At 67.2% G+C, this 15371-nt stretch carries 18 protein-coding genes; 7 read left to right on the top strand and 11 right to left on the bottom strand.

All coding sequences use genetic code 11. From position 1 onward, the window contains the following. Positions 1–108 precede the first annotated feature (108 nt). Positions 109–1071 (top strand): cysteine synthase A, encoded by a 963-nt coding sequence (gene cysK, locus ACLB6G_RS01445; protein WP_410354327.1) that lies wholly within the window; start codon positions 109–111, stop codon positions 1069–1071. 89 nt (positions 1072–1160) lie between these two features. Here cysK and ACLB6G_RS01440 read toward each other — a convergent pair whose 3' ends face one another. After that, complete coding sequence (locus ACLB6G_RS01440; protein ID WP_410354326.1) at positions 1161–1319, bottom strand: hypothetical protein; 159 nt, start codon at positions 1317–1319, stop codon at positions 1161–1163. Between the two features lie 117 nt (positions 1320–1436). After that, on the bottom strand, positions 1437–2420 hold the full coding sequence (gene mbfA / locus ACLB6G_RS01435; protein ID WP_410354325.1) for an iron exporter MbfA: 984 nt from the start codon (positions 2418–2420) through the stop codon (positions 1437–1439). Positions 2421–2557: 137 nt separating this feature from the next. Between mbfA and ACLB6G_RS01430 the strand changes: the two genes are divergently transcribed. Further along, positions 2558–3070 carry a CYTH domain-containing protein gene (locus ACLB6G_RS01430; RefSeq protein WP_410354324.1) on the top strand — a complete coding sequence of 171 codons (513 nt, stop codon included), beginning with the start codon at positions 2558–2560 and terminating at the stop codon, positions 3068–3070. Between the two features lie 156 nt (positions 3071–3226). Continuing rightward, positions 3227–4015 (top strand): C40 family peptidase, encoded by a 789-nt coding sequence (locus ACLB6G_RS01425; RefSeq protein ID WP_410354323.1) that lies wholly within the window; start codon positions 3227–3229, stop codon positions 4013–4015. Here ACLB6G_RS01425 and ACLB6G_RS01420 read toward each other — a convergent pair. Beyond that, positions 4007–5701 carry a SulP family inorganic anion transporter gene (locus ACLB6G_RS01420; RefSeq protein WP_410354322.1) on the bottom strand — a complete coding sequence of 565 codons (1695 nt, stop codon included), beginning with the start codon at positions 5699–5701 and terminating at the stop codon, positions 4007–4009. The genes ACLB6G_RS01425 and ACLB6G_RS01420 overlap by 9 nt on opposite strands. Positions 5702–5836: 135 nt before the next feature. Here ACLB6G_RS01420 and ACLB6G_RS01415 point away from each other — a divergent pair, with 135 nt between their 5' ends. Continuing rightward, entirely contained in the window at positions 5837–6460 is a 624-nt protein-coding gene (locus tag ACLB6G_RS01415; RefSeq protein WP_410354321.1) for a methyltransferase family protein, read from the top strand. A gap of 10 nt (positions 6461–6470) precedes the next feature. Here ACLB6G_RS01415 and ACLB6G_RS01410 read toward each other — a convergent pair whose 3' ends face one another. From ACLB6G_RS01410 to ACLB6G_RS01400, 3 genes are read right to left on the bottom strand one after another with little or no spacing between them, the layout of a single operon-like run. Further along, positions 6471–7547 (bottom strand): 5-(carboxyamino)imidazole ribonucleotide synthase, encoded by a 1077-nt coding sequence (locus tag ACLB6G_RS01410; protein ID WP_410354320.1) that lies wholly within the window; start codon positions 7545–7547, stop codon positions 6471–6473. Continuing rightward, positions 7544–8038, bottom strand: a complete 495-nt coding sequence (gene purE, locus ACLB6G_RS01405; RefSeq protein ID WP_410354319.1) for a 5-(carboxyamino)imidazole ribonucleotide mutase — start codon at positions 8036–8038, stop codon at positions 7544–7546. Before purE ends, ACLB6G_RS01410 begins: the two co-directional genes overlap by 4 nt. 43 nt (positions 8039–8081) lie before the next feature. Next, on the bottom strand, positions 8082–8285 hold the full coding sequence (locus ACLB6G_RS01400) for a YdcH family protein (protein WP_410355143.1): 204 nt from the start codon (positions 8283–8285) through the stop codon (positions 8082–8084). A 235-nt stretch (positions 8286–8520) separates the two neighbouring features. Here ACLB6G_RS01400 and ACLB6G_RS01395 point away from each other — a divergent pair, with 235 nt between their 5' ends. Continuing rightward, positions 8521–8697 (top strand): YdcH family protein, encoded by a 177-nt coding sequence (locus ACLB6G_RS01395; protein WP_410354318.1) that lies wholly within the window; start codon positions 8521–8523, stop codon positions 8695–8697. A gap of 70 nt (positions 8698–8767) precedes the next feature. Here the strand turns inward: ACLB6G_RS01395 and ACLB6G_RS01390 are convergent, their stop codons facing one another. Both ACLB6G_RS01390 and ACLB6G_RS01385 read right to left on the bottom strand, forming a co-directional pair. Further along, positions 8768–10018, bottom strand: coding sequence for an MFS transporter (locus ACLB6G_RS01390; protein WP_410354317.1), 1251 nt, complete (start codon positions 10016–10018; stop codon positions 8768–8770). A gap of 94 nt (positions 10019–10112) precedes the next feature. Beyond that, entirely contained in the window at positions 10113–10307 is a 195-nt protein-coding gene (locus ACLB6G_RS01385; RefSeq protein WP_410354316.1) for a DUF1192 domain-containing protein, read from the bottom strand. Between the two features lie 107 nt (positions 10308–10414). Here ACLB6G_RS01385 and ACLB6G_RS01380 point away from each other — a divergent pair, with 107 nt between their 5' ends. Next, positions 10415–11395: an NAD(P)H-quinone oxidoreductase gene (locus ACLB6G_RS01380; RefSeq protein ID WP_410355142.1), complete on the top strand. Its 981-nt coding sequence runs from the start codon at positions 10415–10417 to the stop codon at positions 11393–11395. Positions 11396–11408: 13 nt separating this feature from the next. On the opposite strand, the gene ACLB6G_RS01375 is transcribed toward ACLB6G_RS01380, so the two are convergent. Beyond that, on the bottom strand, positions 11409–11780 hold the full coding sequence (locus tag ACLB6G_RS01375) for a YraN family protein (protein WP_410354315.1): 372 nt from the start codon (positions 11778–11780) through the stop codon (positions 11409–11411). Next, entirely contained in the window at positions 11773–12702 is a 930-nt protein-coding gene (rsmI, locus tag ACLB6G_RS01370; RefSeq protein WP_410354313.1) for a 16S rRNA (cytidine(1402)-2'-O)-methyltransferase, read from the bottom strand. Before rsmI ends, ACLB6G_RS01375 begins: the two co-directional genes overlap by 8 nt. Positions 12703–12812: 110 nt before the next feature. On the opposite strand from rsmI, the gene ACLB6G_RS01365 reads away from it, so the two are divergent. Next, positions 12813–14009, top strand: a complete 1197-nt coding sequence (locus tag ACLB6G_RS01365) for a penicillin-binding protein activator (protein WP_410354312.1) — start codon at positions 12813–12815, stop codon at positions 14007–14009. An 11-nt stretch (positions 14010–14020) separates the two neighbouring features. On the opposite strand, the gene ACLB6G_RS01360 is transcribed toward ACLB6G_RS01365, so the two are convergent. After that, on the bottom strand, positions 14021–15361 hold the full coding sequence (locus tag ACLB6G_RS01360) for an ATP-binding response regulator (RefSeq protein ID WP_410354311.1): 1341 nt from the start codon (positions 15359–15361) through the stop codon (positions 14021–14023). Positions 15362–15371: the final 10 nt, after the last annotated feature.

The following is a 15371-nucleotide window of genomic DNA, read 5'->3' as shown; positions in this document are numbered from 1 at the left end:
TCTCCAAAAGGAATCATTTTCCACAATCCGGGCAGCGGCCATGCCGCCGGCACTCGCCAATTTCATGCCGCGCGACTAGGCTCTGGAGAAAATCATCCGGAGGAACCCATGTCAGACAGGACGCAAGGCCGCGGCCGCATCTATGATTCCATCACCCAGACGATCGGCAACACACCGCTGGTCCGCCTGCCGAAATTCGCCGCCGAAACGGGCATCAAAGCCGATCTCGTGGCCAAGCTGGAGTTCTTCAATCCCATAGCCTCGGTGAAGGACCGCATCGGCGTGGCCATGATCGAGGCCATGGAGGCCGATGGCCGCATCGCGCCCGGCAAGACGGTGCTCGTCGAGCCGACATCGGGCAATACCGGCATCGCGCTGGCCTTTGCGGCGGCGGCCAAGGGCTACCGCCTGATCCTGACCATGCCGGAAACCATGAGCGTGGAACGGCGCAAGATGCTGGCGCTCTTCGGCGCCGAACTGGTGCTGACCGAGGGGCCGAAGGGCATGAAGGGCGCCATCGCCAAGGCCGAGGAACTGACCGCTGCACTGCCGGACGCGGTCATACCGCAGCAATTCGAGAATCCCGCCAATCCGGAAATCCACCGCCGCACCACGGCCGAGGAGATCTGGAATGATACCGATGGCGTCGTCGACATTCTCGTCTCCGGCATCGGCACCGGCGGCACCATCACCGGCGCCGGGCAGGTGCTCAAGACCCGCAAGCCGGACCTGCGCGTGGTCGCGGTCGAGCCGGCAGATTCGCCGGTCCTGTCGGGCGGCGATCCCGGCCCGCACAAGATCCAGGGCATCGGCGCCGGCTTCGCGCCCGCCGTTCTGGATCGCGCGGTCTATGACGAGGTGGTCACCGTGTCCAACGACCGGGCCTTCGAGAATGCGCGCCTTGTGGCGCGGCTGGAAGGCGTGCCGGTGGGCATTTCATCCGGCGCGGCGCTCGCGGCCGCCATCGAGGTCGGATCGCGTGCCGAGAACGCGGGCAAGCTGATGGTGGTGATCATCCCGTCCTTCGCAGAACGCTATCTTTCGACGGCGCTGTTCGACGGGCTGGGTTGACCGCTTCTCCGGATCGGTCAGGCATGGGCCCGCCTGCGCGGCGGGCCGTCCTGTTCAGGAATGCCGGGAGGCCCGGGGGCCGGCCTTCTTCAGAACGGCATGGTGCCGTGCAACTCGCCGGTTTTCTGGCGCCGCTTTGCGCAGGCCGGTCCGGGGCCGCGCATGTAATGGCGCTCCGGCTGGTAGCTCGGCCAGATGAATTCGAACAATGCCGCCGTCGTGCGGCGGACGGCGCGGGGCAGGTCCATCGCTCTGGTCTCCGGATGCGGCGCGGCGGCTGCGCGCCGGCCGCGACCGAATGGGTGTCATGCCGGGGATGATGGCACAAAGAAATGAATCCTTGTTGAACGGCCGCCGCCGCGCTGTCAGGCGTTGCCGATCAGCATGCCTGCGGCGAACACCAGCGCGCCGCCGAGAACCACCTGGAAGATCGCGCGGCTCCACGGCGTCTCCATCCAGCGGTTCTGCACCCATGCGATGGCCCAGAGTTCCACGAAGACGATGGCGATGGCAACGCTCGTGGCTGTCCAGAAATGCGGGATGAGATAGGGCAGCGCATGGCCGAGGCCGCCGACCGTCGTCATGATGCCGGTGGCAAGGCCGCGCTTGATCGGCGAGCCGCGTCCGGAAATCACGCCGTCGTCGGATGCCACTTCCGTGAAGCCCATGGAAATGCCCGCGCCCAGCGACGCCGCGACGCCGACGAGGAAGGTCGTCCAGGTGTCCTGGGTCGCGAAGGCGGTCGCGAAGATGGGCGCCAGCGTGGAGACGGAGCCATCCATCAGGCCCGCAAGGCCGGGCTGGACATAGGTCAGGATGAACTGCCGTCGCTCCGTGTCGTCTTCCTCCGCCCGCGCGTCCTCCGTCAGGTGCTTCAGGCCGAGGCGCTGGGCAAGGCTCTCATGCGCCTTTTCGGCCGCCGCCAGGTCGCCGAGCAGCTTGCGCGTCGAGGCATCGGACGTGCGCTTGGCCGCTTCCAGGTAGAAGCGGTGCGCCTGCGCTTCCATCTGCTCGGCCATGTCGCGCACCTTCTCGATGCCGAGCGGGCGTACCAGCCAGTCGGGCTTGCGCTCGTAGTAGCCGCGCACATGCTCGCGCCGGATCAGCGGGATCGTCTCGCCGAACCGCTGACGATGGGTCTCGATGAGCCGGCGGCGATGCTCGTCCTCTTCCGCGGCCATCTCGTCGAACACCTTGGCTGAAGAGGGATAGTCTTCGCGAAGCCCGTCGGCATAGGCCCGGTAGATGCGCCCGTCGTCTTCCTCGGAGGAAATGGCCAGCGCCAGGATTTCCTGTTCGCTCAGACTGTCGAATGAGCGTTTCGACGCTCCGAAAAACCGCGATAGCATGGGAGGCTCCAGTTTGGAATGATTCTAAACTAGAAACACAGGCCGGCCCGGTCAAGCGGCAAGATGACGCCCCACCGGACCGGGGTGGAAATGTCCGCCAGGCATTTTGCCGGCATGGGCTTGACGCCTGACGGCCCATGGCCGACCTTGCCGGGGATGCCGGCCAGACGGGAAACCGTGACATGATCGAGATCGAGCGCAAATTCCTTGTCGCAGGCACGGGCTGGCGGGAAGAGGCGGATTCGGGCACGCTCGTCCTTCAGGGCTATATCGCCATCAGCAACGGCAATTCGGTGCGGGTTCGCATCAAGGGTGACGGTTCTGCCTGGCTGACTGTCAAGGCCGGAACCGGCATGGTGCGCGAGGAATACGAATATCCCGTGCCGATCGCGCATGCGCGGCGCCTGCTCGACCGCTGTATCGGCAATGTCATCGAGAAGACCCGTTATCTCGCCGCCCATGAAGGCTTTGTCTGGGAGATCGATGTCTTTCACGGGGCGCTGGAAGGCGCGGTCGTCTGCGAGGTCGAACTGGACAGCGAGGACGACGATCCGCCACTGCCGTCCTGGTGCGGAGACGAGGTCACCGGCGATCCGCGCTGGTCCAACACCCAGCTTGCCCTGAAGGGTCTTCCCGAGGACGTCGCCTGAGCGCCGTCGCCTTCTTCCCCCCTTGCCCGCCGAACTGTCCTTGGCTTCCCCCCGCGCCGGTCACGGCCCGGTCACATCTGCCGGAACGCGGCATTGATGCCTTGCATCGCGACGGCCCGCCTTGCTCCAATGCGTTGCAAGCACGGGAGGCCCGCAATGGATAATCTGCTTGACCGGATCGGCCGCCGCCTGGCCCGCTGGCTGCAAACCGAGTCGTCCGGCTACGCGCCCTATACCCCGTCCGACCCGGAGACCCTGAAGGCGGTGCTCGAACCGGGCGACATCCTGCTTGTCGAGGGCAACCAGCATGTCTCGGCCGCGATCAAGTACCTCACCCAGTCCACATGGAGCCATGCCGCCGTCTATGTGGGCGATGCCCTGGACCCGCCGGCCGACGGCGGCGAGCGTCACCGCCTGGTGGAGGTGGTGCTGGGTGAAGGCTGCATTTCGGTTCCGCTTTCGAAATACCGCACCTACAATACGCGCATCTGCCGCGCCCATGGCCTGTCGAAGGCCGACCGCAACCGCGTGGTCGCCTTCATGGTCGATGGCATCGGCCTGCAATATGACATGCGGCATATCCTGGACATGCTGCGTTATTTCATGCCCTTTCCTCCTGTTCCGGTGCGTTGGCGCCGCCGCCTGATCGCCTTCGGATCGGGCGATCCGACGCGCGCCATCTGCTCATCGCTCATCGCCCAGGCCTTCCAGTCGGTGCCCTATCCCATCCTGCCGGAGGTCACGCGCGCGCCCGGCCGCGCCGCCGCGGCCTCCACCTATTCGCGGTCGGAAATCCTGCACATCCGCCATCACACGCTGTTCACGCCGCGCGATTTCGACCTGTCGCCCTATTTCGCCATCGTGAAACCGACGCTGGAGAGCGATTTCGACTATCGCAAGATCGTATGGGGCCGTCAGCCGGAGCGGGAAAGCCGGTCAGGCTGACGTCGTGCCGGCCGCCATGTCCCGCGCGGCGGCGATGTCGGGGGCGAACCGCACGCGCGGCGGCGCCACGCCCTGGCTTTCCAGCATGTGCCGCACGGTATCCGATGCGCCGGAGATGATCATCGCCACCTGTGCCCGCTCCGCCTTGCGCAGGCTCCCCTCGATCACGTTGGCGGCGGTGGAATCAAGGAAGGGCACGGCCGAGCAGTCGAGGATGAAGACCCGGTGCTTGTCGGCGATGCGGTCGAGCACGGACCCCACCGTCGAGGCCGCGCCGAAGAAGAAGGCGCCGGAAATCCGGTAGACGACGACGCCCGGATCGTCGCCGGTCTCGGCCGTCGCGGGATCGGTCAGCCGGTCGGCCCGGTCGGTTACGGCGAAGGGCTTGTCCGGCTCGACGGCGATGATCTTGCCCATGCGGTCGATGAACAGGATGGCGCCGAGCGCGAAGCCGACGACGATGCCTTCCGTCAGGTCGCGGAACACGACCAGCACGAAGGTCACCGCGAGCACGAGCGCGTCGCCGCGCGAGGCGCGCACCAGCGCGGCTATGGCATGCTTCTCCACCATGTTCCAGGCGACGATGGCCAGCACGCCGGCCAGCGCCGCGAGCGGGATATAGGAGGCCAGCGGCGCGGCGACCGCCATGAAGACCAGCAGGAAGACGGCATGGAGCATGCCCGATACCGGACTGCGGGCGCCGGAACGGACATTGGTCGCGGTCCGCGCGATCGTGCCCGTCACGCAGAAGCCGCCGAACAGTGCCGAGCCCATGTTGGCGAAGCCCTGGCCGACCAGTTCGCAATTGGAGCGGTGCCGCCGTCCGGTCATGCCGTCGGCCACGACGGCCGACAGCAGCGATTCGATGGCGCCGAGCAGGGTGAAGGAGACGGCCGCCGGCAGCACGGCGGCAACCAGCGCGGGAGACAGGTCGGGCAGGGCGGGCGCGGGCAGGGTGCGCGGTATGCCGCCGAACTTGGTTCCGATGGTTTCCACGGGCAGGGCCAGCGCCCACGCAACGATCGAAGCCAGCGCGATGGCCAGGATCATGCCCGGCCAGCCCGGGCGGACCCGCTTCAGGCCGAGAATGAAGGCGATGGTGCCGAAGGCCAGCGCGATGGCCGCCGGACTGGCCGTCCCCGCTGCTGCTGCCAGCGCGCTAAGCTTCTCCAACAGTGGTCCCGGTTCCGAACCCGCAAGTGTCAGGCCGAACAGGTCGCGCAACTGGCTCGCCAGGATGATGATGCCGATACCGGCGGTGAACCCGACCGTGACCGGATAGGGGATGAACTTGATGTAGGAGCCGAGCCGCAGCCATCCGGCAACGGCCAGCATCATGCCGGACAGGAATGTCGCCAGGATCAGCCCTTCGACGCCGTGGGCCGTCACGGTTGCCGCGACCAGCACGATGAAGGCGCCGGCCGGTCCGCCGATCTGGTAGCGGCTGCCGCCGAGCAGCGAAACCAGGAAACCGCCGGCGATGGCCGTGTAGAGGCCGCGTTCAGGCCCGACGCCTGATGCGATGGCAATTGCCATCGACAAGGGCAGCGCCACGATGGCGACCGTCAGCCCTGAAAGCGCGTCGGCGCGCAGCCAGTCCAGCGTGTAGCCCTCGCGCAGCACGGTCAGCAGTTTCGGGGTGAACAGCCCCCCGGTCGTGGACGCGTCTGGATTGGCTTTCAGCATGATGTCATGTCGACCGGCTTAAACGGTCCCCGAGTCGCGATTGCGTGAAGGATCGGACGACGTTAAGTCTCGCCGCGCGGTCAGGCAAGAGGTCGCGGTGCGGATCGCAAGGCAGTGCAACGGAAGGATAGGTTCATGGCAGTGGAATTCAGCAGGGCGCGGCTTGCTCGTGTCCAGAGCGTCAGGCGGCTGGCCCTGTTCGCCGTTCTTCTTCTGGCTTTTTCGGTCCTTGCCTTCGTCTCCTCGCCCGGCGACGGCGACATTCACGAATTCGTCGAGGCTGCCGGGGTTGGCCTGATCATTGCCGGGATCACCGGCCGCCTTTGGTCGACCCTCTACATTGGCGGCCGCAAGGCCGAGGTGCTTGTGCGTTCCGGCCCCTATTCCGTGACCCGCAATCCCCTCTACGTCTTTTCCACCATTGCCGCCGCCGGCGTAGGCGCCCAGACCGGGTCGGCCTCCATCGCGGTCCTCTTCCTGCTGGGGTCATGGCTGGCGTTCCACATCCTCATCCTGAAGGAAGAGGCGTTCCTGTCGGGCGCCCTCGGTCAGCCCTACGAGGATTATCGTGCCGAAGTGCCGCGTTTCCTGCCCAATCCCTTCCTTTACCACGACGAGAAGGAACTCGTGATCGTCCCGCGCAGGCTCTACACGACCCTGATGGACGGCCTTGTCTTCTTCGCCGCCATGCCGCTCTTCGAATTGCTGGAATATCTTCAGGAAACCGGCTGGCTGCCGGTCCTCCTCCGGCTGCCTTGAACGCAGGGCCTCAGCGGCGCTTGAGCCGTGTCACGTGTCCCATCTTGCGGCCGGGCCGGGCCTGTGCCTTGCCATAGAGGTGGATGACCGCATCCGCTTCCTGCGCGATGGCCGGCACCTTGGCGATGTCATCGCCGATGAGGTTTTCCATCACGCAGTCGGAATGGCGGTCGCCAAGGCCGAGCGGCAGGCCCGCCACGGCCCGGATATGCTGTTCGAATTGCGAAATGGCGCAGGCGGCTTCCGTCCAGTGGCCGGAATTGTGGACGCGCGGCGCCATTTCGTTGGCAACGAGCGAACCGTCCGCCATGACGAAGAATTCCACGCCGATCACACCGACATAGCCGAGCGCTTCGAGGATCGTCGAGACGGCGGTTGTGGCTTCCGTCGCCGTTTCGGCGGATATCGCCGCCGGCACGGTGGAGGTGTGCAGGATGCCGTCGCGGTGAACGTTTTCCGCAGGCGCATAGGCGCGGATCGACCCGTCCATGCCGCGCGCCGCGATCACCGATATCTCGCGCTCGAAGGCGACGAAGCCCTCCAGGATGAGCGGCACCGCGCCCATTGCCTCGAACACGCCGGCGGCGTCCGACGGTGAAGCGCCGCGGAACATCCGCTGGCCCTTGCCGTCATAGCCCAGACGGCGCGTCTTGAGCACGCCATGGCCGCCGAACGCGGCAAGCCCGGCGGCGAGGTCGTCGTCGCTGTCGACCGCCCGGAACGGCGCGGTCGCAATGCCGGCCTCGTTCAGGAACGTCTTTTCCGCCAGCCGGTCCTGCGCCGCTTCCAGCGCCGCCGGAGCGGGGTGGACCGCAACGCGGGGCATCAGCGAACGCGCCGCCATCACCGGCACGTTCTCGAATTCGTAGGTGACGACATCCGAGGCCGCCGCGAGTTCCTCCAGCGCTTCGGCGTCGTCGTAGGCAGCGACGATCTGCCCGTTGGCCACCTGCGCGGCCGGGCAGTCGGGCTGCGGCTCCAGGATCAGCGTGCGGTAACCGAGACGGGCTGCCGCCATCGCGAGCATTCGGCCGAGTTGGCCGCCGCCAATGATGCCGATGGTCGAATTGGGGGCGAGCGCGCTCATGCCTCGTCCACCGGTTCCTCGCCGACGGCGGCGCTGCGCGCTGCGCGCAACGTGTCGAGCCGTCCGGCCAGGGCCTTGTCCGAAAGCGCCAGCACGGCGGCTGCCAGCAGGCCGGCATTGGTGGCGCCCGCCTTGCCGATGGCCAGCGTGCCGACCGGAATGCCGCCGGGCATCTGCACGATGGAGAGAAGCGAATCCTGTCCCGACAGTGCCGCCGACTGCACCGGCACGCCGAAGACCGGCAGCGGGGTGAGCGCGGCGACCATGCCCGGCAGGTGGGCCGCCCCGCCAGCCCCGGCGATGATCACCTTGAACCCCTTGTCCCGGGCCGTGCGGGCGAAATCGAACATCCGCTCGGGCGTCCGGTGGGCGGAGACGATTCGCGCCTGGTAGGCGACGCCGAGTTCGTCCAGCACATCCGCCGCGTGCTTCATCGTGGACCAGTCCGACTGGCTGCCCATGATGATGGCGACATCGGCGGTATCGGTCATGGCGTCTGGTCTTTCCTGCTTGGATATCGCCGGAAGCGGGCGGTCAGGCGATGATGTCGGGAATGATGGAATCCTCCAGCGCCTGGAGGCGGTCCTTGAGGGCCAGCTTCTTCTTTTTCATCCGCTGGATACGCAAGGGATCGCATCCGGTGGCGATCATGGCCTGTATGGCGGCGTCGAAATCGGCATGGTCCTGCTTGAGTCGTGCAAATTCGAGGCGGATATCCGCCTGTTCCTGTTCGGACATGCCGGTCATCTATGTCATTCCATCTGGATTCCGGCCACCCATGGAACATGAGGCCGGCTGATTGCTGGGCTGGCCCATATCATATCTTCGCGCGCAACGGAATTCTACCAGAACGCATTCGACAGCGCCTTTCGTCTCTGGCAAAGTGTCATCGTAATGTCATGTCACCGGGCAACACGCCCGCGGCGGTGCGGGCCCGGCGACCCTGTTCAACACAGCGGAAGGAGAGCTGGCCATGTCCCTTGAATCGCATCTTGCGGAACTGCATCGCAAACACGGCGAGCTGGAACGGAGAATTGACGAGATGGCGCTTCATCCCTCCGTCGATGATCTCGAACTCGTCGAGCTCAAGCGCCGCAAGCTGAAGATCAAGGATGAGATCAAGAAGCTGGAGACCGAGACCCGCCATTGATCGCCAGGCGCCGGCAATCCGGTCCGGCACGTCCTGAAACCCGCGTCCTTGAGGGCGCGGGTTTTTCGTTTCAGGCCTCGGCCGGGTCCTCCTCGCCGCGCGGGTCGAGATTGTAGGCTTCCGGCGTCGTGGCCCGCTCAACGGGAAGCGTCTGGAACGTGTCCTTCTCTTCCTGTGGCACGGCGGCGCGCTGGCGCATGCGCCAGGCGGTGTAGGGCACGATGAGGCCGTGTGCCAGGGCGGTGGCGAGGAAGATGCCCTCCGGGCGCAGGCTCTCCATCAGCGATGCGCCGAGCATCGGCCCCGCCATGGTGCCGGCGCCGTAGACCAGCAGCAGGCCGCCCGACACCTTCACGAAATCCTCCGGGCCCGCATGGTCGTTGGCATGCGCCACGGCGATCGAGTAGAGCGTGTAGGCCATCGCCCCGTAGATGCCGGTCAGCGAGATGACGGCGGCCGGACCCCGCAACTGCAGGAAGAAGCCGGCCAGCGCCACGGCGCTGGCGATCCCCGCCATCGTCAGCAGCACGATGCGCCGGTCGGTGCGGTCCGAAATGCGGCCCGCCGGCCATTGCATCAGCGCGCCCGCGATCACCGTCACGCTCATCATCAGCGCGATTCCCGCCGTCCCCACGCCGGCCTGCGCCCCGTAGACGGCCCCGAGCGTTCCCCAGGCGCCGTTGGCCACGCCGATGAGGAAACATCCGGCGAAGGCGACCGGCGAAGTGCCGTAGAGCGATTTCAGGTCCAGCGACACGCCGGTCGGCGGCCGCGGGCTTGCCACGGTCGACATGGCGATCGGGATCAGTGCCAGGCAGAACAGCGCGCCTGCGGCCATGAAGGGTGTCTGCCGCGTCACGTCACCTGCGGCCAGGCCCAGCTGGCCGGCCATGATCGAGGCATAGGTGACCATCATGTAGAGGCCGAAGATGGACCCGCGCGACTCGTTCGTGGCCTTTTCATTGAGCCAGCTCTCGATCACCATGAAGGCTCCGGCCATGATGAAGCCGGTACAGATGCGCAGGCCGATCCACACAACGGGATCGATGACGATCCCTGTCATCAGCGCCAGCACGGCGCCACTGGAGGCGAAGGCGGCGAAGGCGCGCACATGGCCCACGCTGCGCACCAGGCGCGGCGCATAGAGGCAGCCGGCCACGAAGCCCGCGGCCCAACCGGTTCCCAGCAGGCCGAGCGAGAAGGCTGAAAATCCCTCCGCCTGGCCGCGCAGCGGCAATAACAGCCCGTGCAAGCCGCTTCCGGCCAGCAGGAAGGCGGTTCCGAGCAGGAGTGCGGCGATGGGAGCGATGCGGGAGGACATGAAAACCTTGCGAATCAGGGCGTGCGGGAAATCTTGCGGGCCAACGGCATGCCGATCCGGGCTTTTTTCGGAATCGCGCCGGCCGTCCCGCCGCTCAGCCCTTGCGGAACAGCGATTCCGCGGCGTTGCGCGTGGTCGACTTCGCGGCCATTTCGCTTCGCAGCCGCGCGATCTCGCTTTCCAGCAGGCCGATCCGGTGGCCCAGTTCATCCACCGAAAGGTCCGAGAGATCCTGGCCGATGGCGTGCGTCACGGGCTTGCGAACCGGGTCGTCATCGAAAACTGCCATGCCGCACCTCCCTTGCCTTGGCCTTCACCGCCATGACAATACATGCATCAATGCTGCACAATCAATTCCAGGCGAGAACAGAGGCGACCATGACAGTGCCCGCGACCATGACTGCGATAGCCATCACCACCCCGGGCGGCCCGATGGTGCTGAAGCCGGAAAAACGGCCGGTGCCCGCGCCCAGGGAAGGCGAGGTGCTGATCCGGGTGGCCGCGGCCGGTGTGAACCGGCCCGACGTCCTGCAGCGCAAGGGCGCCTATCCGCCCCCGGCGGGCGCCTCCGATCTGCCGGGGCTTGAAGTGGCCGGTGAGATCGCCGCGGTGGGCGAGGGCGTCACCCGCTGGCGTCTTGGCGACCGGGTCTGCGCGCTAACCCCCGGTGGCGGCTATGCCGAATACTGCATCGCGCCGGCATCCAACTGCCTGCCGGTTCCCGCCGGTTACACCTTCACCGAGGCCGCGGCCATTCCGGAAACCTATTTCACCGTCTGGCATAATGTCTTCCAGCGCGCCGGACTGGACGAGGGCGAAACCGTGCTCGTCCATGGCGGCACGTCCGGCATTGGCACCACCGCGATCCAGCTTGCGGCGAAGTCGGGCGCCTATGTGATCGCTACCGCCGGCTCGAAGGAGAAATGCGACGCCTGCCTTGCGCTTGGCGCCGACCGCGCGATCAACTACCGCGAGGAAGATTTCGTCGAGGCCGTGCGCGAGGCGACGGACGGCAAGGGCGCCAATGTCATCCTCGACATGGTCGGCGGCGATTATGTCGACCGGAATTACCGCGCCGCGGCCGAGGAGGGCCGTATCGTCCAGATCGCGGTGCTGCATGGTTCCAAGGCGACCGCCGACGTCTCGCTGATCATGCGCAAGCGCCTTGTCCATACCGGTTCGACCCTGCGTCCGCGCCCCGTCCACTTCAAGGCGACGATTGCCGCCGAACTGGAGGCCCGTGTCTGGCCGCTGCTCGAAAGCCGCGCCGTCGCTCCCGTCATGGACATGATTTTCCCGCTTGCCGAGGCCTGGCGCGCGCATGAGCGCATGGAGGAGGGCAATCACATCGGCAAGATCGTGCTCGACGTGGCCTGACCGGAGGGCCGGGTCAGGCCTGCCAGGCATTGGCGACGTGGCGGGGCCAGCGGCCGGGTGTCACGGCCACGATGTCGAAGCGCAACGACAGGCGCGCGGCGTCCGGTTGGCGCGACAGCCAGAGGTCGGCGGCATTGGCGATCCTCCTGCGCGCCTCGCTGCCGACCGCGTCATGGGCGGCCGCCTCGCTGGCGCGTGCCTTCACCTCGACAATGGCAACCGTGTCGCCGCGCCGCGCGATCAGGTCGATCTCGCCCAGTCGCGTCCGGTAGTTGCGCGCCACGATCCGGTAGCCCTTCGCCATCAGGGCCAGCGCCGCCAGCCATTCGCCGCGTTGCCCGCGCCGGAGTGCCGAGCGCCGCGCATGACGTCTTCGCTCAGCCATTGCCGCGCCCTTCCTTGAGCGCGACGATTCGGGCGAACAGGTCCTGCTTGGAAAGCCCGGTCCGCCGTGCTGCCTCGGCGGCTGCCTTCGAGGCCGGCATGGAGGCAGAAAGCTCTGTCAGCAGCGCGTCGACATCCTCCGGTTCGGGCGCGGCGGGCGGACCGGGCGGTCCGACGCAGATCACGATCTCTCCCTTCGGCGCACCGGATTGACCGTAATGGGCGGCGAGCGCGCCAATCGAATCGCGGCGGACCTCCTCGAAGGCCTTGGTGAGTTCGCGCGCCACCGCAGCCGGCCGGTCGCCGAATTCGTCCGCCATGGCGGCCAGTGTCGCAGCGAGCCGGCGCGGCGATTCGTAGAAGACCAGCGTGCCGGGCACCGCCTTGAGTGCGCTCAGCCGTGTCCGCTTCTGGCCGTCCTTGACCGGAAGGAAGCCGGCGAAGAAGAAGGCGTCTGTCGGCAGGCCCGAGGTGGTCAGTGCGGCAAGCAGGGCCGAGGGGCCCGGTAGCGGCGTCACCGGCAGGCCCGCGGCCAGCGTTTCCTCGACCAGCCGGTAACCCGGGTCCGACAGCAGCGGCGTGCCCGCATCGCTGATGAGGGCGACGGAACGGCCTTCCCGCATGGCGGTGACGAGCTTCGGTCCCGCCGTCGCCGCATTGTGCTCGTGGTAGGCGGTGGTGCGCCCCCGGATACCGTAACGCTCCAGTAGCACGCGCGATGTGCGCGTGTCCTCGCAAGCCACGATATCCGCCCCGGCCAGCGTTTCCAGCGCCCGGATGGTGATGTCTGCGAGGTTGCCGATCGGCGTCGCGACGAGATGCAGGCCCGCCGGCAATGCCCTTGCACAGAAGGCCGCCTGGCCGATCATGTAGCGGCGGTCGCCGTCTCTCGGGCCGTTTGCGGTGGCGGTGTCGCTGGTCATTACCTGTTACTAACCCTGTCGAATGCTTGCATTCCGTGCGATGCCGTTGCCAAAAGGGATGAAAGGCGCGCGATAGCGCTTTTATCACGCAGCGGCAGGCAGGTGCAGGCATGAAGACAGGAATATTCCGGGCGGTCCGCCGCATGGCCGGCATGGCTGCGCTGACGGCTCTGGCCGCTTGCCAGGGCGTGCCGGCAGGCCTGCCCCTGCCGGACTCCACGGCGCCTGTTGCAACGGCCCCGTCCGCGCTGCCGCCGACCAGCGGCGAGGTAATCGGCGCCGGCCCGGTCCGTGTCGCCATGCTGCTGCCGATGACGGCGCCCGGCAATGCCGGCAAGGTGGCCAAGGGCATCCGCAATGCCGCCGCCCTGGCCATCCAGGATTTCCCCGGCACGGTCGAACTGGTGGTCAAGGACACCGCCGGCATCGCCACGACGGCCACCGATGCCGCCGCCGAGGCACACGCCGAGGGCGCGGCCGTCGTCCTGGGTCCCCTGTTCTCGGGTAATGTCTCTGCCGTCAGCGGCGTGCTGGAGCCGCGCGGGCGCACCATGATCGCCTTTTCCTCCGACGCCGGTGTCGCAAGGCGCGGCGTCTATCTCAATTCCTTCCTGCCCGGCGACATCCTCCGGCGGACGCTGGACCATGCCCTGACGCAGGGCGTGCGCCGCGTGACGGCCATCGTTCCGGAAGGCGCATTCGGCCTTCTCGTCGAGCGCGAGGCGCGCGAAGCGCTGGAATCCGGCGGCGGTGCGCTCGTCGGCACCGTGCGCTATGCCTATGACGACGCCTCCGTCGCCAAGGCCGTGGCCGACGCCTTGCCCATGATCGGCGAATCCGATGCCATTCTCCTGCCCGATGGCGGCAACACGCCGGGCGTCTTTGCACGTCAGTTGCGCGAGGCCGGCGCCGACCTGTCGGGCAAGCGGTTTCTCGGATCCGGCCAGTGGGCCGATGCCAACCTGACCGACCCGGCCTTTGCCGGCGCATGGTATGCCGACCTCGACCAGACCCGCCTTGCCGGCTTCGCCACCCGCTACGAGCAGGCCTATGGCGAGAGACCGGTTCCCAACATGGCGCTCGGCTACGACACGGTGGCGCTGGTCGCGGGGCTTGTGAAGAACGGCGGGGCGCAAGCGCTTGTTCTGGCGAACCTCGAGGCGCCGGGCGGCTACAACGGCTATGCCGGCCTGTTCCGTCTCCGCCCCGATGGCCGCAACGAACGCGGCTACGCGGTCTACGAGATCCGCGAAGGCCGGCCGCAGGTCGTCAGCCCGGCGCCGCGTTCCTTCACGCCGGGTTTCTGATCCGGAGCCGTTCAGGCCAGCATGTGGGCCATCAGCGCGCGAAGCTGCGCCGGTTTGACCGGCTTGCGCATCACTTCCATGTGCGCGCTGCGCGCCACCTGGGCCAGGTCCTCGGAAAAGTCCGCCGTGGTGATGAGCGCCGGCACCGCCTTGCGCGTGACGCGCCGCGCCTCCGTGATTGCTTCCGTGCCCAGATCGCCATGGTCGAGGTGCTGGTCGGCGATGATGATGTCCGGATCGAACTTCCCGCCCTCGACATGGGCGAGGATCTCCGCCAGGCAGGCCCCGTCGCGCACGTCGCAGCCCCAGCGCTGCAGCAGGACCAGCATGGCGCGGCGCACCCCGGCGTCGTTTTCCACCAGCAGCACGCGCGCCCCGTCGAGGCCATAGGCGCGCGGCCGGTCCGGTTCGCCGGTGCCCGCCGGTGCCGCGGGTTCGCTCTGTGTCCGGGCCGCGGCCGGCGCCATCAGGCGGAACACCGTGCCCTTTCCGACGACCGAGGTGAAGTGCAGCGGATGGTCGAGCGCGGCGACCATGCGCTTGACGATGGACAGGCCGAGCCCCAGTCCGCCCGAACCGTCGTCGGACAGGTCCGGCCCGCGATGGAACTCCTCGAACACGGCGTCGAACTCGTCCTCGGGAATGCCGGTTCCCGTATCGATCACGTCGACCCGAACCTGATCGCCGCGCGGCCGGGCGGCGACGAAAACGCCGCCGCTGCGGGTGTAGCGGATGGCGTTCGAGACGATGTTCTGCAGGATCCTGCGATACATGCCCTGGTCGGAAAGCACCGCCAGCCTTGTCGGCCGGAAGCGCAACCGCAGCCCCTTGCGTTCGGCCAGCGGCGCGAAATCCGATTGCAGCGACTGGAAGAGGGTGTCGAGCGGGACAAGCCTGATCTCCGGCCGGACGACGCCTGCATCGAGCTTGGAAATGTCGAGCAGGGTGCGCAGCAGTTCCTCCATCGTCTCCAGCGATCGTTCCACCTGCCGGGCCAGCGTCTGACCCTCTTCGCTTGTCTGGATGTCGGAGAGTGCGGAGACGGAAAGCCGCGCCGCGTTGAGCGGCTGCAGCACGTCATGGCTGGCGGCGGCAAGGAAGCGCGTCTTGGAAAGATTGGCGATCTCGGCGGCTTCCTTTGCCTGCACGAGATCCTGGTTCGTCTTTTCCAGCCGGCGCAGCGTGGCGCGCAGTTCCTCCGTCCGCGCGCGGATGCGTCCTTCCAGGTTGATGGCCGTCTGGAACAGCGAGAAGGCGTTGCCCTGCTGGTCCATGGATTGCTCGACGCGCGACATCAGCGCCTGGTTGATGCGCCGCAGCCTTTCGATGTCATCGATCTCGTTGATGTTCATTGCAGGGCGG

The sequence above is a fragment of the Zhengella sedimenti genome (assembly GCF_046506625.1).
GTDB classification, from domain to species: Bacteria; Pseudomonadota; Alphaproteobacteria; order Rhizobiales; family Rhizobiaceae; genus Zhengella; species Zhengella sedimenti.
This window is presented reverse-complemented; position numbering and strand designations above follow the sequence as displayed.

What these genes read in the sequence shown, in the direction of transcription:
- ACLB6G_RS01410 (WP_410354320.1), bottom strand. Translation starts at nt 7,547, where the DNA reads ATGAGCGCGCTCGCCCCCAATTCGACCATCGGCATCATTGGCGGCGGC.
- ACLB6G_RS01365 (WP_410354312.1), top strand. Translation starts at nt 12,813, where the DNA reads ATGAAGACAGGAATATTCCGGGCGGTCCGCCGCATGGCCGGCATGGCT.
- ACLB6G_RS01380 (WP_410355142.1), top strand. Translation starts at nt 10,415, where the DNA reads ATGACTGCGATAGCCATCACCACCCCGGGCGGCCCGATGGTGCTGAAG.
- ACLB6G_RS01385 (WP_410354316.1), bottom strand. Translation starts at nt 10,307, where the DNA reads ATGGCAGTTTTCGATGACGACCCGGTTCGCAAGCCCGTGACGCACGCC.
- cysK (WP_410354327.1), top strand. Translation starts at nt 109, where the DNA reads ATGTCAGACAGGACGCAAGGCCGCGGCCGCATCTATGATTCCATCACC.
- ACLB6G_RS01420 (WP_410354322.1), bottom strand. Translation starts at nt 5,701, where the DNA reads ATGCTGAAAGCCAATCCAGACGCGTCCACGACCGGGGGGCTGTTCACC.
- ACLB6G_RS01415 (WP_410354321.1), top strand. Translation starts at nt 5,837, where the DNA reads ATGGCAGTGGAATTCAGCAGGGCGCGGCTTGCTCGTGTCCAGAGCGTC.
- ACLB6G_RS01400 (WP_410355143.1), bottom strand. Translation starts at nt 8,285, where the DNA reads ATGTCCGAACAGGAACAGGCGGATATCCGCCTCGAATTTGCACGACTC.
- purE (WP_410354319.1), bottom strand. Translation starts at nt 8,038, where the DNA reads ATGACCGATACCGCCGATGTCGCCATCATCATGGGCAGCCAGTCGGAC.
- ACLB6G_RS01375 (WP_410354315.1), bottom strand. Translation starts at nt 11,780, where the DNA reads ATGGCTGAGCGAAGACGTCATGCGCGGCGCTCGGCACTCCGGCGCGGG.
- ACLB6G_RS01440 (WP_410354326.1), bottom strand. Translation starts at nt 1,319, where the DNA reads ATGGACCTGCCCCGCGCCGTCCGCCGCACGACGGCGGCATTGTTCGAA.
- rsmI (WP_410354313.1), bottom strand. Translation starts at nt 12,702, where the DNA reads ATGACCAGCGACACCGCCACCGCAAACGGCCCGAGAGACGGCGACCGC.
- ACLB6G_RS01395 (WP_410354318.1), top strand. Translation starts at nt 8,521, where the DNA reads ATGTCCCTTGAATCGCATCTTGCGGAACTGCATCGCAAACACGGCGAG.
- ACLB6G_RS01360 (WP_410354311.1), bottom strand. Translation starts at nt 15,361, where the DNA reads ATGAACATCAACGAGATCGATGACATCGAAAGGCTGCGGCGCATCAAC.
- mbfA (WP_410354325.1), bottom strand. Translation starts at nt 2,420, where the DNA reads ATGCTATCGCGGTTTTTCGGAGCGTCGAAACGCTCATTCGACAGTCTG.
- ACLB6G_RS01390 (WP_410354317.1), bottom strand. Translation starts at nt 10,018, where the DNA reads ATGTCCTCCCGCATCGCTCCCATCGCCGCACTCCTGCTCGGAACCGCC.
- ACLB6G_RS01430 (WP_410354324.1), top strand. Translation starts at nt 2,558, where the DNA reads ATGGCCGACCTTGCCGGGGATGCCGGCCAGACGGGAAACCGTGACATG.
- ACLB6G_RS01425 (WP_410354323.1), top strand. Translation starts at nt 3,227, where the DNA reads ATGGATAATCTGCTTGACCGGATCGGCCGCCGCCTGGCCCGCTGGCTG.